The sequence below is a fragment of the Nocardioides alpinus genome, from assembly GCF_900112035.1.
GTDB classification, from domain to species: Bacteria; Actinomycetota; Actinomycetes; order Propionibacteriales; family Nocardioidaceae; genus Nocardioides; species Nocardioides alpinus.
In genome coordinates, this window is sequence record NZ_FOKC01000010.1 from 1 (window position 1) to 24370 (window position 24370).

At 70.7% G+C, this 24370-nt stretch carries 14 protein-coding genes; 4 read left to right on the top strand and 10 right to left on the bottom strand.

Translation table 11 applies throughout. The features are described from left to right. Window positions 1-3216 (top strand): DNA glycosylase AlkZ-like family protein (locus tag BM127_RS17155; protein ID WP_139227779.1); only part of this gene is annotated, 3216 nt, incomplete at its 5' end. Next, the gene (locus BM127_RS17160) at window positions 3209-3997 is read left to right on the top strand and encodes a DNA-formamidopyrimidine glycosylase family protein (protein ID WP_091200520.1); all 789 of its coding nucleotides are present in this window, start codon (window positions 3209-3211) and stop codon (window positions 3995-3997) included. The genes BM127_RS17155 and BM127_RS17160, both read left to right, overlap by 8 nt. A gap of 16 nt (window positions 3998-4013) precedes the next feature. Here the strand turns inward: BM127_RS17160 and BM127_RS17165 are convergent, their stop codons facing one another. Next, entirely contained in the window at window positions 4014-4325 is a 312-nt protein-coding gene (locus tag BM127_RS17165; RefSeq protein ID WP_091200522.1) for a helix-turn-helix domain-containing protein, read from the bottom strand. A 97-nt stretch (window positions 4326-4422) separates the two neighbouring features. Continuing rightward, complete coding sequence (locus tag BM127_RS17170; protein ID WP_091200524.1) at window positions 4423-4908, bottom strand: CinA family protein; 486 nt, start codon at window positions 4906-4908, stop codon at window positions 4423-4425. 18 nt (window positions 4909-4926) lie between these two features. Between BM127_RS17170 and BM127_RS17175 the strand changes: the two genes are divergently transcribed. Next, window positions 4927-6693, top strand: coding sequence for a glycoside hydrolase family 15 protein (locus tag BM127_RS17175; RefSeq protein WP_091200526.1), 1767 nt, complete (start codon window positions 4927-4929; stop codon window positions 6691-6693). Between the two features lie 38 nt (window positions 6694-6731). Here the strand turns inward: BM127_RS17175 and BM127_RS17180 are convergent, their stop codons facing one another. The 8 genes from BM127_RS17180 to BM127_RS17225 form a co-directional block, all read right to left on the bottom strand. Beyond that, the gene (locus tag BM127_RS17180; RefSeq protein WP_198554328.1) at window positions 6732-9086 is read right to left on the bottom strand and encodes a bifunctional metallophosphatase/5'-nucleotidase; all 2355 of its coding nucleotides are present in this window, start codon (window positions 9084-9086) and stop codon (window positions 6732-6734) included. A 192-nt stretch (window positions 9087-9278) separates the two neighbouring features. Further along, window positions 9279-14816, bottom strand: coding sequence for an ExeM/NucH family extracellular endonuclease (locus tag BM127_RS21945; RefSeq protein ID WP_101228883.1), 5538 nt, complete (start codon window positions 14814-14816; stop codon window positions 9279-9281). Window positions 14817-14957: 141 nt separating this feature from the next. Beyond that, window positions 14958-15596: a CDP-diacylglycerol--glycerol-3-phosphate 3-phosphatidyltransferase gene (gene pgsA / locus BM127_RS17200; protein ID WP_091200530.1), complete on the bottom strand. Its 639-nt coding sequence runs from the start codon at window positions 15594-15596 to the stop codon at window positions 14958-14960. Further along, a complete protein-coding gene (gene rimO / locus BM127_RS17205) occupies window positions 15593-17047 on the bottom strand; it encodes a 30S ribosomal protein S12 methylthiotransferase RimO (protein ID WP_198554344.1) in 1455 nt (484 codons plus the stop codon). The genes pgsA and rimO overlap by 4 nt, the downstream gene beginning before the upstream one ends. A 132-nt stretch (window positions 17048-17179) precedes the next feature. Further along, window positions 17180-18850: a helix-turn-helix domain-containing protein gene (locus tag BM127_RS17210; RefSeq protein WP_091200534.1), complete on the bottom strand. Its 1671-nt coding sequence runs from the start codon at window positions 18848-18850 to the stop codon at window positions 17180-17182. Continuing rightward, window positions 18850-21492, bottom strand: coding sequence for an FtsK/SpoIIIE family DNA translocase (locus tag BM127_RS17215; protein WP_091200536.1), 2643 nt, complete (start codon window positions 21490-21492; stop codon window positions 18850-18852). The genes BM127_RS17210 and BM127_RS17215 overlap by 1 nt, the downstream gene beginning before the upstream one ends. Before the next feature lie 39 nt (window positions 21493-21531). Continuing rightward, window positions 21532-22410 carry a M56 family metallopeptidase gene (locus BM127_RS17220; RefSeq protein ID WP_091200538.1) on the bottom strand — a complete coding sequence of 293 codons (879 nt, stop codon included), beginning with the start codon at window positions 22408-22410 and terminating at the stop codon, window positions 21532-21534. Between the two features lie 12 nt (window positions 22411-22422). Beyond that, window positions 22423-22803, bottom strand: a complete 381-nt coding sequence (locus tag BM127_RS17225; RefSeq protein ID WP_091200540.1) for a BlaI/MecI/CopY family transcriptional regulator — start codon at window positions 22801-22803, stop codon at window positions 22423-22425. Between the two features lie 108 nt (window positions 22804-22911). Between BM127_RS17225 and BM127_RS17230 the strand changes: the two genes are divergently transcribed. After that, on the top strand, window positions 22912-24357 hold the full coding sequence (locus BM127_RS17230) for a cytochrome ubiquinol oxidase subunit I (protein ID WP_091200543.1): 1446 nt from the start codon (window positions 22912-22914) through the stop codon (window positions 24355-24357). Window positions 24358-24370: the final 13 nt, after the last annotated feature.

Here is a 24370-nt window from a genome sequence, read left to right on the forward strand (position 1 = left end):
AGCGGCGCCATCGAGAAGCTGTCCGTGCCGACCAATCCCCTCGACGTGCTGGCCCAGCAGGTCGTGGCGATGCTGGCGATGGACGAGTGGGACGTCGACGAGATGTTCGCGCTGATGTCACGCGCCGCGTCGTACGCCCAGCTCCCGCGCACCGCCTTCGACGCCACCCTCGACCTGCTCAGCGGGCGCTACCCCAGCGACGAGTTCGCCGAGCTGCGACCGCGCATCGTGTGGGACCGCGTCACCGGCACCCTCAGTGGTCGACCCGGCGCCCAGCGCCTCGCTGTCACCAGCGGCGGCACGATCCCCGACCGCGGGCTCTTCGGCGTCTTCCTCGTCGGCGAGAAGGCCAGCCGCGTCGGCGAGCTCGACGAGGAGATGGTCTACGAGTCGCGCGTCGGCGACATCTTCGCGCTCGGCGCCACCAGCTGGCGGATCGAGGACATCACCCACGACCGGGTGCTCGTCACGCCCGCACCGGGCATCCCTGGCCGGCTGCCCTTCTGGAAGGGCGACGCGCTCGGTCGACCTGCCGAGCTCGGCGCCGCCGTCGGCGCCTTCACCCGCGAGCTCGCCGCCCTGCCCGCCGCCAAGGCCATCGCGTCGGTGCGCGAGCGTGGCCTCGACGAGAACGCCGCCACCAACCTCGTGACCTACCTCGCCGAGCAGCGCGAGGCCACCCAGGTCGTGCCCCACGACACCCAGATCCTGGTCGAGCGCTTCCGCGACGAGCTCGGCGACTGGCGCCTCGTCGTCCACTCCCCCTACGGCACGCCGGTCCACGCACCCTGGGCGCTGGCCATCAACGCGCGCCTGCGCGAGCGCTTCGACGTCGACGGCCAGGCCGTCGCCTCCGACGACGGCATCGTCATCCGGATCCCCGACACCGACGCCGAGCCCCCGACCGGCGAGATCATCGTCTTCGAGCCCGACGAGATCGACCAGATCGTCACCCAGGAGGTGGGTGGCTCGGCGCTCTTCGCCAGCCGCTTCCGCGAGTGCGCTGCCCGCGCGCTCCTGCTCCCCCGCCGCGACCCCGGACGCCGCAGCCCACTGTGGCAGCAGCGCCAGCGGAGTGCGCAGCTCCTCCAGGTCGCGTCGCAGTACCCGTCGTTCCCGATCGTCCTCGAGGCCGTGCGTGAGTGCCTCCAGGACGTCTACGACCTGCCCGCTCTCGTCGCCCTGCTGGGCCGGGTCGACCGGCGCGAGGTGTCGGTCGTGGACGTGTCCACCACCTCGCCCAGTCCCTTCGCCCGCAGCCTGCTCTTCGGCTACGTCGCCCAGTTCGTCTACGAGGGCGACTCCCCCATCGCCGAGCGTCGCGCCGCCGCGCTCTCCCTCGACCAGGGGCTGCTCGCCGAGCTGCTCGGTCGCGCCGAGCTCCGCGAGCTCCTCGACCCGGAGGTGCTGGCCGAGGTCGAGGCCGAGCTCCAGTGGCTCGCCCCCGACCGCCGCGCCCGCAACGCCGAGGGCGTTGCCGACCTGCTCCGCCTCCTCGGTCCGCAGTCGACCGACGAGATCCGTGCTCGTGCCGTCGACGGCGCCGACGTCGACGAGTGGCTCACCACGCTGGCCGACGTACGCCGCGTGGTGCAGGTGCGGATGGCCGGTGACGACCGCTGGACCGCGATCGAGGACATCGGCCGGCTGCGCGACGGCCTCGGCGTCCCCGTCCCCGTCGGCACCCCCGACGCGTTCCTCGAGCTTCCCGAGGACCCGCTGGCCGACCTCGTCTCCCGCTACGCCCGCAGCCACGGGCCCTTCACCACGGCGGAGGTGGCAGCACGCCTCGGGCTCGGCGAGGCCGTCGCGCGTCAGGCGCTGCAGCGGCTCGCCCACCGCGGCCGCGTGCTCGACGGCGAGTTCCGCCCCGCCGGCAACAGCAGCGAGTGGTGCGACGCCGAGGTGCTCCGCAAGCTGCGTCGCCGTTCGTTGGCCCGCCTGCGCCAGGAGATCGAGCCGGTCACCCACGACGCCGTCGCCCGCTTCCTCCCTGCCTGGCAGCGCGTCGGCGGGCCGCTGCGCGGTGTCGACGGCGTGGTCGCGGCCATCGACCAGCTCGCCGGCTGCCCGGTCCCGGCCAGCGCTCTCGAGCCCCTCGTGCTCGCGGCCCGCGTCCGCGACTACGAACCCTCCATGCTCGACGAGCTCACCGCCTCCGGTGAGGTCATCTGGACCGGCCACGCCCCCCTGCCCGGCAGCGACGGCTGGGTCAGCCTCCACCTCGCCGACCAGGCCCACCTGACCCTCCCCGAGGTCGAGTCCGACGAGCCGACCGGCATCCAGCGGGCCGTGCTCGACCTCCTCGACGGAGGAGGCGCGTGGTTCTTCCGCCAGCTCAAGGATCGCGTCGGCTCCACCAGCGACGCCGAGCTCTCGGCAGCGCTCTGGGAGCTCGTCTGGCGCGGTCTGGTCACCAACGACACCCTCACCCCGCTGCGGGCACTCGTCCGCAGCGGCAAGGCCGCCCACCGCACCCGCCGTACGCCGCCGCGCATGGGCCGGATGCCGGCGAGGGTCGGGCCGCCCGAGACCGCCGGCCGCTGGGCGGTCCTCCCGGAGCGCGACACCGACCCGACGCGTCGGGCCAAGGCCCGCGCCGAGCACCTCCTCGAGCGCCACGGGGTCGTCACCCGAGGCGCGGTGGTGAGCGAGCGGGTCGCGGGCGGGTTCGCGGGCGTCTACAAGGTGCTGAGCGCCTTCGAGGACACCGGGCGGTGCCGTCGCGGCTACTTCATCGACGGCCTCGGCGCCGCCCAGTTCGGCACGGCCGGTGCCATCGACCGGCTCCGCACCTTTGCCGAGCCCGAGAGCGCGACCGGCGGCAAGCCGGTCGTGGTCGCGCTCGCTGCCACCGATCCGGCCAACGTCTTCGGCGCCGCACTCCCCTGGCCCGAACCCCTCGACGCCGAGCGCGCGGGGCACCGTCCGGGGCGCAAGGCGGGCGCCCTGGTGGTGACGGTGGACGGTGCGCTGACGGTCTACGTCGAGCGCGGCGGACGCACCCTCCTGACGTGGACCGAGGACCAGGAAGTGCTCACTCCTGCCATGAACGCCCTCGCCGATGCGGCCCGGCGTGGTGCACTGGGACGCCTCACCGTCGAGAAGGTCGACGGACAGCCGCTCATCGGAGGCGGCGGGGACACTCCGATCCGACAGGCGCTCTCGGCTGCCGGCTTCATCGCAACACCGAAGGGGTTGAGGCTGCGTGCCTGAGGGCGACACCGTCTACCGAGCCGCGCATGCGCTCGATCGTGCCCTCACCGGGCACCGACTCACCGTCAGCGACTTCCGCGTCCCCTCGTTCGCCACGGTCGATCTCACCGGCGGCACGGTGGTGCGCACCCTGTCGCGCGGCAAGCACCTGCTGACCCGCATCGACCACGACCGCGCCTGGACCCTCCACACCCACCTCAAGATGGAGGGCTCGTGGCACATCTACGCCGCCGGCGACAAGTGGCGCCGTCCCAGCCCGCAGGTCCGCGTGGTGCTGGGGATCGAGGGCCGCTCGGCGGTCGGCTTCTCGCTGGGCATCGTCGAGGTCGTGGCGCGCCACGAGGAGGCCGCCCTGACGGCACACCTCGGACCTGACCTGCTCGGCCCCGACTGGGACGCCGACCACGCGCTGGCCCTGCTGCGCAGCGAGCCGGAGCGGCCGATCGGACAGGCTCTTCTCGACCAGCGCAACCTCGCGGGCATCGGCAACATGTACATGGCCGAGCTCTGCTTCACCAGCGGCATCCATCCCGCCACCCCGGTCGCGCAGGTCCCGGACCTGCCCCGCCTCATCAACCGCGCCCGGCTGATGCTGGAAGCCAACAAGGAACGGGCCATCCAGTCGACCACCGGCGACCTGCGCCCGCGTGAGCGGCTGTGGGTCTACCGCCGCGACAAGTCGCCGTGCCGTCGCTGCGGCACGCCCATCCTCGTCGACATGCTCGGCGAGCCCGGCCGCGAGCGGGCGGCCTACTGGTGCCCGAGCTGCCAACCGGCCTGATCCACGAGCGACCGGGTCAGGCGGCGGAGGCGACGACGTCGCCGGTGGGCCGTGCCGAGCTGAGCTGCGCGCTCGCCGCGATCCCGATCGCGATCTCCTCGATCGCCACTGCGTCAGCGACGTCGCGCAGCACCTCGGACAGCGGCAGGTCCATCGCCTGGCACAACGACGCCAGGAGCTCGGAGGACGCTTCCTTCTGGCCCCGCTCGATCTCGGAGATGTAGCCCAGGCTCACCCTCGCCTCGGCGGAGAGCTCACGCAGCGTCATCCCGCGCTGCATCCGGGCGCTGCGCAGCACGTCACCGAGCAGTCGTCGGAAGAGCACCATGCGCGCGGTCCTTGCTCTGGATGGAGGGGAGTCGTCTGGGCCAACGCTACCCGAGGGCTCCTTCTTCCCGAGTGAGGATGTCCACATCGTTGCCTGCTCAGGCGTCGAGGATGCCCTCGAGCACCGACAGCACCTCGTCGCAGGACGCCTGCCGGACGGCCGAGCGGTCCCCCGAGAGCGCCAGCAGCGCCGTCTCGACGCGTTCCGGGCCGGCCACGGCGACCCAGACGGTCCCGACCGGGCGCCCCTCCTGCGAGTCCGGTCCCGCGACCCCCGTCGTCGCGAGCCCCCAGGTCGCGCCGATGCGGGTGCGTACGCCCTGCGCCATCGCGACCGCGCACTCCTCCGAGATCACTCCGTGCTCCTCGACGAGCGCCTCGGGGACGCCGAGAGCGGACACCTTGACGCGCGTCGCGTACGACACCACGCCGCCGACGAAGCTGCGTGAGGCCCCGGGCACGTCGGTGAGCCGCGCGGCGAGCAGTCCGCCGGTCAACGACTCGGCTGTCGCGACGGACTCGCCTCGCCGCGCGAGCGCCTCCAGCACCCGCCGCGCCAGCGCCTGGCCCGGGTCGTTGGTCACGTCGGCGAGACTAGCCGCATGGCACTCCCCATCGAGGACTACGCCCTCATCGGCGACCGCGGCACGGCAGCCCTCGTGGGCAAGGACGGCTCGATCGACTGGCTGTGCCTGCCGCGCTTCGACTCCCCCGCCTGCTTCGCCGCGCTGCTCGGCACCGAGGACAACGGCCGCTGGCTGCTCGCGCCGGCCGACCCGGTGACCGCGACCAGCCGCCGCTACGTCGACGGCACCGCACTGCTGGAGACGACGTTCACGACGGCGGGCGGCGAGGTGGTGCTGCTCGACCTGATGCCGACCGGCGACGGGCGCGCCGACGTCGTACGACGCCTCACCTGCACGCGCGGCACGGTGCGGATCCGCCACGACTGGGTGGTGCGCACCGACTACGGCCAGGTGCGACCGTGGGTGAGCCGGGAGCACGCGTACGACGAGGAGGTCGTCGTCGCGGTCGCCGGTCCCGACAAGCTGGTGCTTCGCGGCCCGCGCCTGCCCCGGGGCCACGACGGCCACCACAGCGACGAGTTCGAGATGACCGCAGGTGACGAGGCGACTTTCTCGATGACCTGGGTCAACTCGTGGTTCGACGTGCCCGCGCCGCTCGGGATGACCGAGCGGGTCGCCGCCACCACCCGCGAGCAGCGCGAGTGGTCGCAGCGCTCGCCCCGCGACGTACCCCACGCGGACATGGTGCGCCGCAGCCTCCTCACGCTCCTGCTGATGACCCATGCGGAGACCGGCGGCATCGTGGCTGCGCCGACGACGTCGCTGCCCGAAGACTTCGGCGGCGAGCGCAACTGGGACTACCGCTACTGCTGGCTGCGCGACGCCGCACTCACCCTCGAGTCGCTGCTCGGCGCCGGCTACGACGACGAGGCGCTCGACTGGCGTCGGTGGCTGCTGCGCGCGGTCGCAGGCGACCCGGCGGACCTGCAGATCATGTACACCGTCGACGGCGGCCGGCAGCTGCCCGAGCGCGAGCTGCCGCACCTGCCCGGCTATGCCGACAGCCGGCCGGTGCGGATCGGCAACGGCGCCGTCTCGCAGCGCCAGAACGACGTCCTCGGCGAGGTGATGATCGCGCTCGAGCTCGCGCGTGAGGCGGGCCTGGCCGAGACCCCGAACTCGTGGGCGCTGCAGCGCGCGCTCGTCGACGAGCTCGCCGACCACTGGGACGAGCCGGACAACGGGCTGTGGGAGATCCGCGGACCGCAGCGCCACTTCACCCACTCCCGCGTGATGGTGTGGGTCGCCTTCGACCGCGCGGTGCGGGCGGTCGAGCAGCACGACCTGCCGGGGCCCGTCGAGCGGTGGCGCGAGCTGCGTGACCGGGTGCGTGAGGAGATCCTGGACAAGGGGTTCGACAGCACGCGAGGCACCTTCACCCAGCACTACGACGCCACCGAGGTCGACGCCTCGCTGCTGACGATCCCGCTGGTCGGCTTCCTCCCCGGCGACGACCCCCGTGTGCTCGGCACGATCGAGGCGATCATGACCGACCTGATGCGCGACGGCCTGCTGCTGCGCTACCGCACCCAGACGGGCGTGGACGGACTCACCGGCGACGAGCACCCGTTCCTGGCGTGCTCGTTCTGGCTGGTCTCCGCGCTCGCCAGCGCCGGCCGCCGCGACGAGGCCGGCGCGCTGCTCGACCGGCTGTGCGCACTGGCCAACGACGTCGGCCTGCTGTCGGAGGAGTACGACCCCGCGCACCAGCGGATGGTGGGCAACTTCCCGCAGGCCTTCAGCCACCTCGCGCTCGTGCAAGCGGCCCTCGCCCTGCGCTAGCAGGACGAGGGCCGCCGGTGGGGCTCAGGGACGCGCGATCAGCTGCGGCGCACCTGGACCTTGACGAACTCGCGCGTGCCGCGGATCTTCCGGTTGCCCTGGAAGATGACGACGATGCGCTTCTTGCCCGTCTTGTTGAACTGGGCGATGCGCACGAACGCCTTGCCCTTCTTCAGCTTGACGGTGTACTTCTTGCCGCCGGCCTTGACGGTGACCTTGCCCGTGACCTTGGCGATGCCGAGGGCCGACGCCTTGATCTTCAGGCGCGTGCGGGTCTCGCCCTTGACGATGCGCTCCGGCTTGGTGCGGACCTTGAGCTCGCCCTTGGCCTTCCGCACGTCGATCGGCAGCGTGAAGGTCGTGCCGGTCGTGGGGCCGGTGAAGGTCATCAGCTGCTTGCCGGTCTTGGTCTTTCCCTTGAGCTTGACCGCGACCGTGCTCTTGCCGCTCTCGTCGAACGGCGTGGCGTCGATCGTGTTGTCGACCGGGGTCGGGTCGAGGGTCTTCTCGCCCACCTTGATGTTGAGCAGCGCGTCGCGCGCGTCAGCAGGCGACGTCATCGCGAGGGACGAGAGCTTCAGCTCCACCTTCTGGCCGATGCGGTAGAAGCGCGGCGCTGCAGCCGGCCACGAGATGCCGACCTGGCGCTGCGCCTTGTTGACGGCAAGCGGCGTGGTGGCTGCCTTCGACGCCATGTAGTCGACCATGGCCTGCAGGTCGACCTTGCCGGTGTCACGCTTGCCGGTGCCGGCATTGAATCCCCGGAAGTTGTCACCGCCGCTGGCGAGGAAGGAGTTGACGGTCACGGAGTAGGCCGTGGCCGGCTCGATGGCCTTTCCGTTGAGCGACATGCTGGTGACGCGGTTGCCCTCCGCCTTCGCGGGGTCGTACGTCGCGAAGAAGCCGTCGGAGACGCCGAGGCGCAGGAACGGCCGGGTCGGGACGACGCCGCCGGCGTCGCGCTGCCACTGCTGCTCGAGCACCGTCTTGATCTGGGCGCCGGTCAGCTTCATGTTGACGAGCGTGTTGGCGAACGGCTGGACGACGGCCGCCTGCTTGTAGGTGAGGTCGGCGGGATAGCCACCGGCCGCGCCGGCCATGTCAGCACGGAGACCACCGGGGTTCATGAAGGCGATCTGCGCTGCGCCAGCCTCCGGGGAGGACGTCGCCCATCGCTGGACCTCGGCGACGAGGTTGCCGAGGGTCGACTCGCCACCGCGGTTCTCGGTGGTGCCGTTGGCGAGCTTGGCACGGTTGAACGGGCCGGCGACCTTGCCCAGCACCCTGGCGCCGAGCACGTTGGCCTTCGCGAAGGCCTCGTCCACGATCGTCTTGGTGGTCGGGTCGACCGGGTAGAGCGGCGGCGTGGCCTTGGGCCCGTCGGTAGAGCCGTCTGCACTCCTGTCCGGGTCAGGCCCGAAGAGCTTGAGGACCTCCTGCGACTTCACCGCCACGGTGGAGTTGTTCGTCGCCGGGTTGTCGTCGGGGTCGGTGACCGTGAAGACGAGCTGGTTCAGGTTCGCGCCGTACTGGCCGGCCGAGACGACCGGGCGGCCGCCGATGTTGTGGTTGTAGGCAAGGTGCGTGTGTCCGGACACGATCGCGTTGACGTTGGCGTTGACGCCGGAGACGATCCGGCCGAAGGCGGAGTCATCGGTGGCGCTCGCGATGTTGGTGGTGGCGGCGCCCTCGTGGACGAGCAGGATCACCAGGTCGGCACCGTCGGCCTTGAGCCTGTCCGCCGCGGCGTTGGTCTCGGCCACGATGCTGCTGATCTTGATGTCGGCGATGCCGGCCGGGCTGACGAGCGACGGAAGGTCCTCGGTGACCGCGCCCACGAAGCCGACGTCCACGCCGTCGGGGGTGGTGGTCATCCACGTGCCGCCGTCGGAGGTGCCGGGCGACGCAGCCACGTCGGGGAGGGCGTAGGAGTTGTCGGACTTCTTGCGGACGTTGGCTGCGAGGTACTGCCAGTCGGCGCCGCCCTCGGGGTTGGTCGTGGCGTCGTAGGGCTTCATCACCCGGTTGACCAGGTCGGCGTAGCCACCGTCGAACTCGTGGTTGCCCGCCGCTGAGACGTCGAGGCCGGCCTCGTTGAGGACGTCGAGCGTGGGCTTGTCGCGCTGGATGAACGACTCGAACGTCGAGGCGCCGATCATGTCGCCACCAGCGGCGAAGACCGTGTTGTCGTTGGTGCCACGCAGCTGCTTGACCGCGCCGGCCATGACCGAGGCGATCTCGATCGGCTCAGGGTTGGTGGACCCCGACGGGCGGTCCGCGAGTCGGCCGTGGAAGTCGTTGGTCGCAAGGATCTGGACGTCGACGGACGTCGCGGCGTGCGCCGGTGTGGCGACCGCTAGGACGGCGAGAGGGGCGGCGAGCAGTCCGGTCACCGCTGTGGCGATGGTGAAGCTGCGACCTGGTCGTGATGCTGACACGAGGGAGGGCCTTTCGTCAGGGAACGTGAGTCGGGTCACCCTAACCCGCGCCACGGGACTGGTGAACGGGCGACGGCGGCCGGTTGACGCAAGCAGCCCCCGCCCTGCGGTGAGCAGGACGAGGGCCACCGGGTGGTCACGATCAGGTCAGCGCGTGATCCTCAGCTTGACCACCATCTTGTCGCGCTTGACGTCGTCGTCACCGAGGTAGCGGACGACCAGCTTCTTGACGCCCGGGCGGTTGAAGGCGGGCAGCTTCACGATCGCCTTCCCGTCCTTCACCTTGAACCGGTACACCTTGTCCGAACCCTTGACCCGGACCTTGATCCGGCCGGTCGCGGTCTCGTCGCCGGCCTCGACCTTCACCTTGAACCGCACCTTCTCACCCGCCGTGCCGACGGCCTTGACGGCCTTCAGCTCGGACTCGGCCTTCTCCGGCTCAGGCGTCGGGGTCGGAGTCGGAGTCGGGGTCGGTGTCGGCGTCGGCGTCGGGGTGGGATCCGTCGTAGGCATGGCGCTGATCGTGACCGTCACCGTGCCGGTCGACGACTGGTGCTGATCGTCTCCCGTGTAGTTCAGCGCGAGCCGGTGCACCCCGACCGGCATGGCACCGGCAGCGAGGGCGATCACGCCCTTGCCGTCCACCAGGGTGGTCTCGAGCGTCATCTGCCCGAGGCCGAGCACGACCTCTCCGGTGGCGGTGCCGGGAGCGACCTGCACCGCGACGGAACCGGCCGAACCCTCCTGGATCGTCACGTCCGTGCCCGTCACCGTGGTTGCGATGCAGTCCGGTCCGGCCGCCTCGATGGTGACCGGCACCGTGGTGCCCGTGGCGTCGCCCACCAGCATCAGTGAAACCTCGCCGCCACCGCATGGCGGCGCGGTGTCGGGCAGCTGGATGCTGACCGTCGCCGTACCGATGTTGTCGTACGGGCTCGTGCTGGGGGTGACCGTCACCGGAGCAGTGCCGAGCACCTGGTCGCCCACCTTGATGGCGATCTGGGTGTCGACGACGTCGCCGGCGGCCGACATCGCCCACGACGCGACGTCGAAGCTCACGGTGTCGCCCGGCAGGTAGGACGCCGGAGCACTGCCCGCAAAGGTGACCTTCACGCCGCGCTGGCTGTAGTCGACCGGCAACGGGGACGTCGCGTACTGCTCCATGTAGTCGACCATGGCCTCCAGGTCGACCTTGCCGGTGTCGACCTTGTCGGTGCCGTTGGCCAGCTCCCAGAAGTTGTCACCGCCGCCGCCGAGGAAGGAGTTCACGGCCACCGAGTAGGTGCCCGTCGGGCTGATCGGCTCGCCGTCGAGCCACATCCCGGTGACTTCCCCCTTGAAGGTGTTCACCGGTGCCGAGTTGGGCGCGGTGACCGTCTCCGGGGCCTCCTCGTAGGTGTAGGCGAGGCCCTTCGAGACGCCGAGGCGCAAGAACGGCCGTGAAGGTACTCCACCCTGCGCGTTGCGCTGCCACTGCTGCTCGAGCACCGTCTCGATCTGCGCGCCGGTCAGGGTGAGCTTGACCAGCGTGTTGGCGAACGGCTGCACGTCTGCGGCCTGACGGTAGGTCAGGTCGCGTGTGCCGCCGTTGGCCGTCCCTGACATGTCGGCACGAAGGCCTCCGGGGTTCATGAACGCGATATCGGCGTCGGTGGACGAGCGCTGGACCTCAGCGACCAGGTTGTTCAGCGTCGACTCACCACCGCGGTTCTCGGTGGCGTTCCCGGTTGCCAGGTAGGACGCCCGCTTGAACTGCCCGGACATCTTGCCGAGCACCGCCGCGCCAGCCGTCTCGGCAAAGGCAACGGCACCGTCGACGATGTCCTGGACTCCGGCATCGGGCTCGAAGCCGACACCGGCCGTCGCGACGACGTCCTGGCTGATCGCTGCCAGCTCGTCCGTGGCCTCGTCGTACTTGAACACCAGCTGGTTGAGGTTGGTGCCGTACTGGCCGGCCGAGACCACGGGCCGCTTGGTGACGGCACGCCCCTCGTCCGCCCAGTCCTCCACCGTGAACCGGCAGTTGTAGGCCAGGTGCGTGTGCCCGGAGACGATCGCGTCCACATCGGCGGAGGTGTTCTGGACGATGTTGCCCCAGGTCGTCGCTGCGTCGGTGAAGGTCGGCGAGGCGCAGGACGTCGAGGACGACCCCTCGTGGACCAGGAGGACCACCAGATCAGCTCCAGCAGCCTTGAGGTCGATCGCCGCCGCGTTGGTGGCGTCGACGACGTCCGTGACAGTGACGCCCTCGATCCCGGCGGGGTTGACCAGGGCCGGCAGGTCCTCGGTCACGGCACCGACGAAGCCGATGTCGACCCCGTCGATGGTCTTCGTCCACGTCTCGGCGAGCTCGTCCTGGCCGATCGGCTCCTCGACATTCGCGGCGAGGTAGGTCCAGTCCGCCCGGTCCTGGATGCGACCGACGAAGTCGGCGTACCCGCGGTCGAACTCGTGGTTGCCCGCCGCCGACACCTCGAGGCCCATGGCGTTGAGGGCGTCGATCGTCGGCTCGTCGTCCTGGATGAACGACTCGAAGGTGGAGGCACCCACGAGGTCACCGGCGGCGACGAAGATCGAGTTCGGGTTCTCCCCCTCCAGCTCCTTGACGGCCGTGGCGAAGGGCGCGGCACCGGCGGCGTTGCCGGCGTCGGGCAGCAGCCGGCCGTGGAAGTCGTTGGTCGCGAGGACCTGGATCTCCTTGTACGTCGTCGGCGTGAAGTCCGGGACGTCGATGCCGATGATCTCCGGGTTGTGGTCCGAGGTGGCGAACGGGAGGTTCGGCTGCCAGAAGTCGGTGACGTTGTAGTTGTAGCGGCTGTACTGGAAGGCCGCGGACTCGTTGGCGTTGATCTCCCAGATGTCAGCACCGGTCACCATCTCCATGGCGGCCGCGTTGCCGAGCACGTGGTCGAGTGATCCGGAGAGGCCTTGGTAGGAGTACGACTCGTCGTTGGGCTGGTCGGACTCGATCAGCTCGAACCCACCCTCCTCGAGCGCCTGGATGGGGCCTTCCTTCGTGTAGGCGTTGAAGTCGCCGGCAAGGAAGATCGCGTCGATGTCGCGGTCGGATGCGAACTCGTCGGCGAACTCAGCCAGGCGCTCGGCCTGCCGCACGCGGTCGCCGTTGAAGGCGCCCACCCCGGTGAAGGAGTCATTGGCGTTGTCCCCGGTCGCGACCGGTGCCGGTGAGCCGTTGTCGCCCTTCGACTTGAAGTGGTTGACGATGACGCCGAACGCGTCGCGGTCCGGTGCCCCGTTGGCCTTGAAGGCCTGGGCCAGTGGCTCGCGCGCGTTGGCGAACTGGGTCGTGCCGAAGAGGATGTCGGACTGGCCGACCGGTCGGACCGTCTCGGTCTGGTAGATGAACGCCGGTCGGATCACGTCCTGCTCGGCGATCGCAGACGCGGTCAGCGACTCGCCGGGACTGCGGACGTAGCCCCACGTGCCGGGGCCGGCCTGCTCGTTCAGGAGCTGGACGATGCGGATGACCGCGTCGTCGCGGTTGGACTCACCCGGGAGCTTGATCGAGTTCTCGACCTCCTCGAGCCCGATGATGTCGGCATCGAGTGCGAGCAGCGTGCTGGTGAGCTTGACCTCCTGCCGCGCCAGGCTGGCGGCGGTGGCCGCGCCGCGCGGGCCACGACCATCGTTGGGGTTGGAGCTGGTGTAGGTCTCCCCGGGCTGCTTCACGCCGCACTGGTCGTTGCCGATGCGGTTGCCGGCCCGATCGGTGTAGTAGGAGCAGTGGGTCTCTACCGGCGGGTTCTGCAGCGGACCCGACGCGGCGTAGGCCTCACCGGTCGTGTTGAAGTAGTTGAGGACGTTGAAGGTGGCCATCTTGAGGTCACCACCGACGTTCTGCGGCACGAGGTTGGCTGCGCGGGTGTCCTCGAAGGTCACGACGTCGGCGCCGTTGGTGGTCACCGGGTTCTGGGGCTGGAGCTTCCAGACGTCGTTGCGCCAGTCGAGGACGACCGGAGCGTTGAACGTCGCCCTGGCCCCCACACGCACAGCGTTGGCGGAGCCGTCGGCCTTGGTCAGGTAGGGGACCGGCAGGGCCTTGTTGGCCTGGTTGCCGAGGAAGTTGGTCGTCGTCGCATCGTCGAGGACCACGCCGCGGGCGTAGTTCTCGTCCCTGATGGCCTGGATCGCGGCAGTGTCGCCGGGTGCGGCGAACTCCGTCATCTGCTTCAGCGGAGTGGTGCCGGTGGCGAGGCCGACCTCGGCGTACTGGTTGGTGCTGTAGGAGTTCGAGACCGTGAAGTCGTCGGTCGGAGCCAGCAGCTCACCCTCGAGGAGCTCGCGCTCCGTGTTCGTCGCCGGGTAGGCGACAGCCCGCGGCGTGACGGTGCCCAAGGAGGTGCCGAGCTCGGTGACGCCGCCGGCGACCGGGACGATCTGGGTGAGGTTGAAGAACTCGGCGACCGGTCCGGTGACCCGCACCGAGTCGCCGACGGCGATACCGGCCGGGATGTTCGCGTTGGTGCTTCCGCCGTAGACGAAGATCGCGTCGGAGGCGTCCGACGAGTCCACGCCGGGGGTCTGGATGTAGAGGCCGTTGAAGCCGCCGGTCGGGTACGCCGCGGTGACGACGCCCTCGGTCGTCACGACCGTCGTGCCAGTGGTGTTGCCCGTCGCCGGCGCGAGCGGCGAGCGAGCGCCGGTGCCCTGGATCTCCGCGATGGTGCGGGCCTCAGGTGCGGGCGCCACCTCGATCGTGAAGGACCTGGTCGCCGTGCCTGCGGTCGGCGTCGCCGAGTCCGTGGCGGTGACGGTGACGGAGGTAGTGCCCGTCGCGGTCGGGGTTCCCGAGATCTGGTTGCCGGTGAGGCTCAGGCCGGCGGGCAGGGCCGACGACTGCCAGGAGTACGGCGCAGTGCCCCCGGTCGCTGCCAGGTTGATCGTGACCGGCGTTCCGACGAAGACCGACCTGTTGCCGGGGTCGGTGACGGCCACCGGCTGCGCCACCGAGGTGGTGGTCGGGGTCGGTGCTGCTGCGGTGGCGAAATCGGCGGCATTCGAGTCGGTGTCCTGGACAGCCGCAGGGTCGCCGGTGGTCTTGCGCGAGATCGACGTGCTGTTCGCGGTCGCAGGCGCCGAGTTGCGGACAGCGGGCGCGACGACCGCACCCTCGTAGCTCGTCGTCGTCGTCCCCCAGCCCACGAAGTCGACGACATTCGCGTTCGAGATCGTGCCAGTGCCGGGGTCGAGCGGCGACGTACCGTTGACCAGGTAGATCTGACCGCCGGTGCCCGACAGGTTGAGGTTGGTGCCAGTCGACTGTGCATCCGGTGTCGCGGGGAGCGGCTTGTCGGTCACCGTCGCGCCCGGGGCGGCCTGGACGAGGAAGTAGCCGCCCGGCTGGATGGTCTTGTTCGGCAGGGCGAGGACGTTGGACACCCCCGGTGTGGTGCTGCCGACCGCTGGGGCGGCCGAGCGGTACTGGAGGCTCAGTCCGTTGACCGAGAGCGGGGTCGAGCTCGGGTTGTGGAGCTCGATGAAGTCATTGGTGTAGACGGCACCAGAGTTTCCGCCACCCCCGTAGACCTCGTTGATGACCAGGCCGGTGCCCGATGAGTTGGCCTGGACTGGTGCTGCAGCGATGGGGGTGAGTCCGGCGACGAACAGTGCCAGACCGGCTCCTGCCGCGATACGGCGCGGCGAGGGGAGCGCAGATGTGCGCATGGATGCTCCGAGTCATTCGGGGGACGTGACTGGGGCATCCTCACCCAGTTCATCCGTCAAAAGCGAAGGTCTCGCGAAGGAATTGTTGCGAGTGTTGCCAAAAGTTCGCGGACGATTTCGTCGGATGCCGCCACGGGTCCCTCAGGCGTGACGTGAGCCTCGCTGCTTGCGCACGTCGCGGAAGAACTCGTACCCCGACCACATCGTCATCGCGACCGCCCCCGCGAGGAGCACCTGGGCCAGGTAGAACAGGACCTCGCCCAGCGGCCCGGGCCAGAAGTCGAACGCGCCACCGTGGGCGTCGCCGTGGGGCAGCGGCATGACGAGGCCGGCCAGAGCGACCCCCTGGAGCACCGTCTTGATCTTCCCGCTCTGGGCAGCGGCGATGACGACGTCCTTGAGGACCGAGAGCCGCAGCAGCGTCACGCTCCACTCGCGCACCAGCACGATGATCGTCACCCACCACCAGATGTCACCGACGATCGAGAGCCCGATGAAGGCCATGCCGGTGATCGCCTTGTCCGCGATCGGGTCGGCGATCTTGCCGAAGTCGGTGACGAGGTTGTGCTTGCGGGCGAGATCCCCGTCGATCTTGTCGGTGATCATCGCGACCGCGAAGAGGGCGAACGCCACCCAGCGCCAGGTCGGGTCGTTGCCGCCGTCGTGCAGGAGCGCCCAGCCGAAGAGCGGCACCATGACGATGCGCAGCACGGTGAGCACGTTGGCGATGTTGAAGTTGGAGACCTGGTGCTGCTGGGCACTGGTCGGGTCGGTGCTCATCGGTCGCCTCCGTCCACTCGCGCGATCAGGTCGACGCCGTCGGTGCTGACGACGGTAGCGGTCACCAGGTCGCCGATCCGCGCGTGCGCGACGTCCGCCAGCAGCGTCGTACCGTCCACCTCCGGACCCTGGTGGGCCGCGCGGCCCACGGTCCCGTCCTCGTCGATGGTCTCGACGAGCACCACGACTTCCTCGCCGACGCGCTCCTCGGCCCGCTGGGCGTTGAGCTCCTCGACCAGGCCGGTGACGTGCTCGGTGCGGACGCGGATCTCGTCCTCGTCCAGCTTGAGGTCGTCGGTGAAGCCGGCGGCCTCCGTGCCGTCCTCGTCGGAGTAGCCGAAGACGCCGGTGACGTCCATCCGGGCCGCCTCGAGGAAGTCGCAGAGGACCTGCAGGTCCTCGTCGGTCTCGCCGGGGAAGCCGACGATGACGTTGGAGCGCACGCCCGCCAGCGGGGCGAGGGTGCGGATCTGCTCGAGCAGCCCGAGGAAGCTCTCCGGGTCGCCGAAGCGGCGCATCCGACGCAGCACCGTGGCGCTGGCGTGCTGGAAGGACAGGTCGAAGTAGGGCACAACGCCGGGAGTCGAGGCGATGGCCTCGATCAGGCCCGGTCGGGTCTCGGCGGGCTGGAGGTAGGAGACGCGTACGCGCTCGATGCCGTCGATGCCGGACAGCTCAGGCAGCAGCGTCTCGAGGAGGCGCAGGTCGCCGAGGTCCTTGCCGTAGGACGTGGAGTTCTCGCTGACGAGGAAGAGCTCCTTGACGCCCTGCGTCGCGAGCCACTGGCCTTCCTGGAGGACGTCGCTGGGGCGGCGGCTCACGAAGGACCCGCGGAAGCTCGGGATCGCGCAGAAGGAGCAGCGACGGTCGCAGCCGCTGGCCAGCTTGAGCGGTGCCATCGGGCCGGCGTCGAGGCGACGTCGTACGGCACGGGGTCCCGTGGCTGGCGCGCCGGCGCCGATGTCGCTGACGTCCGCGACGTCGACCTGGTGGCCCGGGATGGAGACGGTCGAGGCGTCGCGGTCCACCGGGGAGATCGGCAGCAGTCGGCGACGGTCGGACGGGGTGTGCGGGTGGTGCACCTCCCCCGCGACGATCGCGCGCAGCTTGGCGGCGATGTCGGGGTAGTCGTCGAAGCCGAGCACGGCGTCGGCCTCGGGCAGCGAGTCGGCGAGGTCCTTGCCGTACCTCTCCGCGAGGCAGCCGACCGCGACGACGGCCTGGGCGCGACCACCGTGGCCGGCGGAGGTCTTGAGGTCCGCGGCCTCGAGCAGCGTGTCGACGGAGTCCTTCTTGGCCGCCTCGACGAACCCGCACGTGTTGACCACGACGGTGTCGGCGTCCTCCGGGTCCGCGACCAGCACGAAGCCGCCGGCCTCGAGCCGCCCGGCCAGCTCCTCGGAGTCGACCTCGTTGCGGGCACAGCCGAGCGTCACCACAGCGACCTGCAGGGGGGTCGGGGGGAGGTCGGTCTCGGTCGTGAAGTCAGTAGTGGTCATCGCACAGCGAGTATGCCGGGTCGGGGGCCGCACCCGGGCACCGCCGAGGCGGTGAGGCGGCTCACCAGCGGGCGGGCGCGCACCTCAGTCGGCGACGAAGGTGCCCTGACCCGCGACACCCGGCTCACCGACCGCCCTCGCCTTGCCACCTGCGAGCGCGACCGTGACGGCGCCGTCGGTGGACTGCACGCGGACCGGCGGGGATGCCTTGACCTCGCGGGACTCACCGACGGCGAGGTTGCCCGTGAAGACCTCTGTGCCCGCGCCGTCGCGGATGACGATCCGTGCGCCGCCCGACGCAGCGGTCACCACGACGGCGACCGGGTCGGCCGGGGGCGCGTTGCCGGCGCCCTGCGGGCCACCGGAGCCGTTGAGGACCGGAGTGGCGCCGCGCAGCTCGGGCGGGGTGTCCATGACCAGGCGGGCGATCGACCAGCAGAGCACCAGCGCCATGACGACGGCCACGAGGACGGACCAGTTCGGACCGCCACGGGTGCCGCGGATGGAGCCGTTGGCACCGGTCGCGAGCTCCGCCTCGAAGACGCGGCGCGGGTTGATCGGAGCGTGCGCGTAGCGCTCGGCGTACGACGCCAGGAGCGGCGCCACGTCGACGCCGAGCACCCGCGCAAGGGTGCGCAGGTGGCCGCGTGCGTAGAAGTCGCCGCCGCACGGCTCGAAGTCGTCGACCTCGACGGCCTCGATCACGTGGGGGCGGATGCGGGTGCGCTCGGCGAGCTGGTCGACCGTGAGCCCCAGGCGGGTGCGGGCTGCTGCGAGCTCGGGGCCGATGACCGGGTCCTCGGCGGGCTCGACCTCGAACTCGTCGAGCAGCAGCGGCTCCACGGGCTCACCGGGACGGGCGATGGCGCGGACGCGGTCGCCCCACGACTGGGTCTCCTCGACGAGGCTCACCCGGCCGGGACGGTGGTGCTCGCGGCCCTCGGGCTCGTCGTCGGTCTCGACGGTGATGTCGCGGGTGACCTCGGAGCGGCGCGCCGACGTGGACTCGCGCAGGGCGGCCGGGGTCGGGCTGGCGACGACGGTCGTGGTGGTGGGGGTGGTGGCGGGGCTGGTGTCCGCAGCGGGCTCGGCGACGTCCTCGACAGGCTCGGTCTCGGTGATCTCGTCGACCTCGGGGTGGACCGGCGCCTCGATCTCGACGACCTGGCTGGCGTCGCGGGCCACGCGGCCCAGTGCCTCGGTGAGGTCGTCGCCGGCACCGACGACGCGCGTCGACAGCCCGAGCGGGACGGCGAACGGGGCACCGTGGAGCAGGCGGGAGAGGCTCACGTGCCGCTTGCCGGCACTGGTGAGCTCGGCCTCGATCAGCTCGAGGTTGTGCGGGACGACGACGAGGCGACCGTCATGGAGCAGCCCGCGGCGCGGGGTGTGCTCGACGTGGTGGACGGCCGTCCAGGGCAGGCCGCGCCAGGTGCGTCCGAGGCGGATCCGGATGCCCTGCGCGTCGGCGACGAGCAGCGGGGTGCGGGCGTCGACCAGGCCGACGAGCCAGTAGGCAGCCAGCAGTCCCATGACGACCACGAAGGCCCAGTCGAGCGCGGACCCGGACTGGGTGGCGCGGCCGAAGTAGGCGATGGCGAGCGCTGAGGCAGTCAGGCCGACACCGGCGGCGACGCCCGCGTGCCGGCGTACCTCCACGGCGTCGGGGGTGAGGCCGAGGACCTCGCCGTGCTCCCCGTCGGACTCCCCCTCGGACCGGTCGTGGACCTCGTTCTCCTGCATGGCAGTGCTCATCAGGCTCCCCCCTCCAGCGTGGCGATCACGGAATCAAGCTCATCGGGCTTCACGAGGACGTCGCGGGCCTTGGATCCTTCGCTCGGACCCACCACCCCGCGGCTCTCCATGATGTCCATCAGTCGCCCGGCCTTGGCGAAGCCGACCCGCAGCTTGCGCTGCAGCATCGACGTCGAGCCGAACTGGGTGGAGACGACGAGCTCGATGGCCTGCACCACGAGCTCCATGTCGTCGCCGATGTCGTCGTCGATGTCGCGCTTGGCCGCGGCCGGCGCGGTGACGTCCTCGATGTAGGTCGGCTCGAGCTGGTCCTTGCAGTGCTTGACGACCTGGTGGATCTCGGCCTCGGTGACCCACGACCCCTGGACACGTACGGGCTTGCTCGCGCCCATCGGCAGGAAGAGGCCGTCACCCTGCCCGACGAGCTTCTCCGCGCCGGGCTGGTCGAGGATGACGCGGCTGTCGCCGAGCGAGCTGGTGGCGAAGGCGAGCCGCGACGGCACGTTGGCCTTGATCAGGCCGGTGACGACGTCCACCGAGGGGCGCTGCGTGGCGAGCACCAGGTGGATGCCGGCCGCGCGGGCGAGCTGGGTGATGCGCACGACCGAGTCCTCGACGTCCCGCGGCGACACCATCATCAGGTCGGCGAGCTCGTCGACGATGACGAGGAGGTAGGGGTAGGGAGTGATCTTCCGCTCGCTGCCCGCCGGGACCTCGACCTTGCCGGCGCGGACTGCCTTGTTGAAGTCGTCGATGTGGCGGAAGCCGAAGTTGGCGAGGTCGTCGTAGCGCATGTCCATCTCGCGCACGACCCACGCCAACGCCTCGGCGGCCTTCTTGGGGTTGGTGATGATCGGCGTGATCAGGTGCGGCACGCCCTCGTAGGCGTTGAGCTCGACCCGCTTGGGGTCGATCATGATCATCCGCACCTCGTCGGGCGTCGACCGCATCAGCACCGAGGTGATGAGCGAGTTGATGAACGACGACTTTCCGGAGCCGGTCGCGCCGGCCACCAGGAGGTGCGGCATCTTCGCCATGTTGGCGACGACGAAGCCGCCCTCGACGTCCTTGCCGAGCCCGGCCACCATCGGGTGGTGGTCGGAGCGGGCGGTGTTGGAGCGGAGCACGTCGCCGAGGGAGACGATCTCCTTGTCGAGGTTGGGGATCTCGATGCCGATCGCGGACTTGCCGGGGATCGGGCTCAGGATCCGCACGTCGGCCGAGGCGACGGCGTACGCGATGTTCTTCGACAGCGCCGTGACCTTCTCGACCTTGACCGCGGGGCCGAGCTCGACCTCGTAGCGGGTGACCGTCGGACCGCGGGTGTAGCCGGTGACGGTGGCGTCGATGCTGAACTCGTCCATCACCTGCATGAGGCGCTCGACCACGGCGTCGCTCGCCTTGGAGCGGGCCTTGTGGACCGATCCGGGCTTGAGCACCGCGTTGCCGGGCAGGGAGTAGGTGATGTCGCCGGACAGCGCGAGCTGCTCGACGCGCTGCGGGAGCGGGGTGTGCGGCGGCGGCTCGACGGGACCCGTGTCGGGTCCGTCCGGCACCACGACGCCCGCGGGCACGGCCGGTGCCACCTCGGTGGGCGCATCGGCGAACAGGTCGATGCCGTAGTCCTCGACCGGCTCGGCCTCCTCGGCCAGTGCCTTCTTGCGCCGCTTCTTGAGCTCCCGGTCGGACAGCACCGGGGAGTCGTAGGCCGGGTCACCGAGGTCGGGGTCGACCTCGTCGTCCAGCATCGAGCGGCGGCGCGTGCGGACCGGCTTGGTCGGCTCGTCGGCCTCCGCGGACCCGGCGTCAGCGGTGCGGCCCAGCGCCTTGTCGCGCAGTGCAGCCAGCTTGACCGGGATCTGGTAGACGGGCGTGGCGGTGATGATCAGGACGCCGAAGGTCGCCAGCAGCGCCAGCAGGGGCACCACGACGTACGACGTCTGCATGAGGTCGAGCAGCAGGCTCGAGGTGACGTAGCCGACCGCTCCCCCGGCCTCCTGGAGGTTGGTGGCATCGCCGAGGACGGGCTGCGGGTTGCCGTTGGCGATGTGCACGATGCCGAGCAGACCGAGGGCGAAGGCGGTCCAGCCGATGACCTGGCGACCGGCGGGGCCGTTGCGCTCCGGGTCGCGCAGGGTGCGCCAGCCGGCGTAGACGAGGAAGAGCGGGACGAGCCAGCCGACCTTGCCGACCGCGCCGGAGGTCACCGAGCGGGCGAAGTCCATGACGCCGCCGGGCAGCTGCCACCAGACGGCGGCAGCGACGACCAGGGCGACGCCGATGATGAAGAGGCCGACCCCGTCGCGGCGGTGCTCGGGATCGAGGTCGCGGGCCGACCGGCCGATCGAGCGGGCCGTCGCACCGACGGCGTGGGCGATGCCCAGCCAGACGGCGGCGATGCCGCGGCCGATCGCGCCGAAGCTCCGCGAGACCGGTCCGGCGCCGTTGCGCACGGCACGGGGCGCAGGACGCGCCGCGGGCTTGCGCTTGGACGCGGTGGAGCGGCTCCTGCTCTTCGCTGCGGAAGAGGAGGGGCGCTTGCTGGTACTCCGTGATCGGGTGCTCGAACCCTTGGTGGTGCTTGTCGATCGGGGCGTGCTCGAGCTCCGCGACCCCGGCGGGGAAGACGTACGGGTCGCCATGGTCCGAACCCTACGGCTACGTCCCACCCGTCACATGGATCACAGGGATGCGTGTCGCAGCGAGCCCAACCACGGCAGCACGACGAGCAGGGTGGGCAACGCCAGGATGGCGCCCGCCAGCACCAGGACCGCGGCGGCCTGCGCCCGGTGGCGGCCGGTGTCGCGCAGCACCTCGACCCGCGCCGCGATCGACGAGCCGGTGGACCCGAGCGCCCCCTCGGGCGCCGACGCGCCGGCGAGCGCGACGAGGGCCGACACCAGCGCGCGGCGGTCGCCGGAGCGTACGGCCGCGCGGTCCGCGAGCACCTCCACGAGCACCTCGACCTCGTGCCGGGCAGCACCGCTGGCCACCCACCGCGGGAACGCCCGGTGCAGCACGGCGAAGGCCTCGAGGACCAGGTCGTGGCGGGCCCGCAGGTGCGAGCGCTCGTGCTCGAGGACGGCCCGGAGCTCGGCCGGGGCGAGCCGGGTGAGCGTGGAGCGGGAGACGACGATCCGTGAGCCGCTCATGCCGGGCACGCAGTAGGCCACCGGCAGGTCGTGCTCGAGCACGGACACGCCGTCGTCGACGCGGGCCACGAGGTCGACCCGCTCGCGGTGCCGGCGGCGCATCCGGCGCAGGTCCGTCCCGGTGCGGTGGCCGCTGAGGAGGAGACGCGCCGTGACCACCACCGTGACGGCCCCGGCGAGGGCCGCCACCGCGACGTCGCCCACCGCCACGGGTGGCTGCCACAGCCGGTCGGTGGCCAGCGACAGGCCGGCCCCCAGCGCGGCGAGGACCGCGGCCAGGGCGGTGCTCTGCCACAGCAGCATCGCCGCGGCCGGCGTACGCCGCAGTGCGGTCCAGCGCGACAGCGCCCACGGGAGCGGCCCGGCCAGCAGGACCGAGAGCGCCCCGAGCAGCACCGGGGTCAGCACGGGCGAGCGCCGTCAGGCCAGGTCGGCCAGGGCGCGGCGCAGTGCCGCGAGGTCCTCGGCGCTGGCCTCCCCGACGAACGAGACGAGGGCCTGGTCGCGGTCGGAACCGGTCTCCCCCAGCGCCTCGTGCATCAACCCCGCGGTCATCGCGGCGCGCGACTGCCGGGGTGCGTAGCGGTAGGCCCGGCCGTCGCGCTCGCGCACCACGACGTCCTTGGCGACGAGCCGGTCGAGCACCGTCATCACGGTCGTGTAGGCGAGGTCGCGGCCGCTGAGCCGCTCGTGGACCTCCCGGCCGCTGGCGCCGGACCTCTCGCCGCTGCCCGCGTCGAGGTCCCACAGGGCCTCGAGGACGGCCTGCTCCAGCTCTCCCATCCGGGACCTTGGACTCATGGATGTGGAGTCTAGAGGCCCTGCCCCACGAAGTACGACACGCCGTAGTATCTACTACACTTCGTAGTATTACTGCGCCGCAGCACCGATCACACAAGGGGTGTGCCCATGGATGTCCTCGACATCGCCCGCTGGCAGTTCGGGATCATCACCGTCTACCACTTCCTCTTCGTCCCGCTGACGATCGGCCTCACGGCCGTCATCGCCGGCCTCGAGACCGCGTGGGTGCGCACGGGCAAGGAGGACTACCTCCGGCTGACGAAGTTCTTCGGCAAGCTGTTCCTCATCAACTTCGCCATCGGCGTGGTGACCGGGATCGTGCAGGAGTTCCAGTTCGGGATGAACTGGTCGGACTACTCGCGGTTCGTCGGCGACGTGTTCGGTGCTCCGCTGGCGATCGAGGGCCTGCTCGCGTTCTTCCTCGAGTCGACGTTCCTCGGTCTCTGGATCTTCGGGTGGGACAAGCTGCCCCGCGGACTGCACGCCGGCTGCATGTGGCTCGTGCACCTCGGCACGCTCGCGTCGTCGTACTTCATCCTCGCGGCCAACTCCTGGATGCAGCACCCGGTCGGCTACGTCTTCAACCCCGAGACCGGCCGCGCCGAGCTGACGGACTTCTGGGCCGTGATGTTCAACAAGGTCCAGGTCGTGACGTTCCCCCACGTCATCCTCGCTGCGTACATGACGGCCGGCACGTTCCTCCTCGGCGTCTCGGCCTACCTCTACATGAAGAAGAAGCACGAGGCCGACCGGCCGATGTACCACCGCGCCATCCGCATCGGCGCGGTCATCACGCTGCTCGCCGGGATCGGCGTCGGGATCACCGGCGACCTGCAGGGCAAGGTGATGACCGAGGTGCAGCCGATGAAGATGGCCGCCGCGGAGGGCCTCTACGAGACGAGCGAGAGCTGCGCGCCGTTCTCCGTCTTCACCCTCGGCACCCCCGACGGGAAGGAGGAGAAGTTCTCCGTCACCATCCCGTGCCTGCTCTCCTTCCTCGGCACCGGCTCGTTCGACGGCACGGTCGAGGGCATCAACCCGCTCAGCGAGCAGTACGTCGAGGAGTTCGGGCAGGACCCCTCCTCGAAGGCGTTCACCGACGGTGACTACACGCCCGTCATCCCCATCACCTACTGGTCCTTCCGCTTCATGATGGGCCTCGGCTTCTTCGCCGCGGCCGGCGCCGCACTGATCCTCTGGCTGACCCGCAAGGGACGTACGCCGGGAGTGCGCTGGCTCGGCGTCCTGGGACTGAGCCTGCCGATCGCCACCACGCTGGCCAGCTCGTGGGGCTGGATCTTCACCGAGATGGGTCGCCAGCCGTGGGTGGTCTTCGGGCTGATGACCACCGAGTCCGGGGTCTCCCCCGGCGTCTCGGTGTTCGAGGCCGCGACGTCGCTGATCGTGCTCACCGCGCTCTACGCCGTCCTTGCCGTGATCGAGGTCAAGCTCCTCGTCGCCTACATCCGCAAGGGCGCGGACCCCTTCGAAGAGCCGCCCCTCGTCAAGGTCGGCGGCTCCGACGAGGACAAGCCCCTCACCTTCGCCTACTGACCCGCCGTCGACC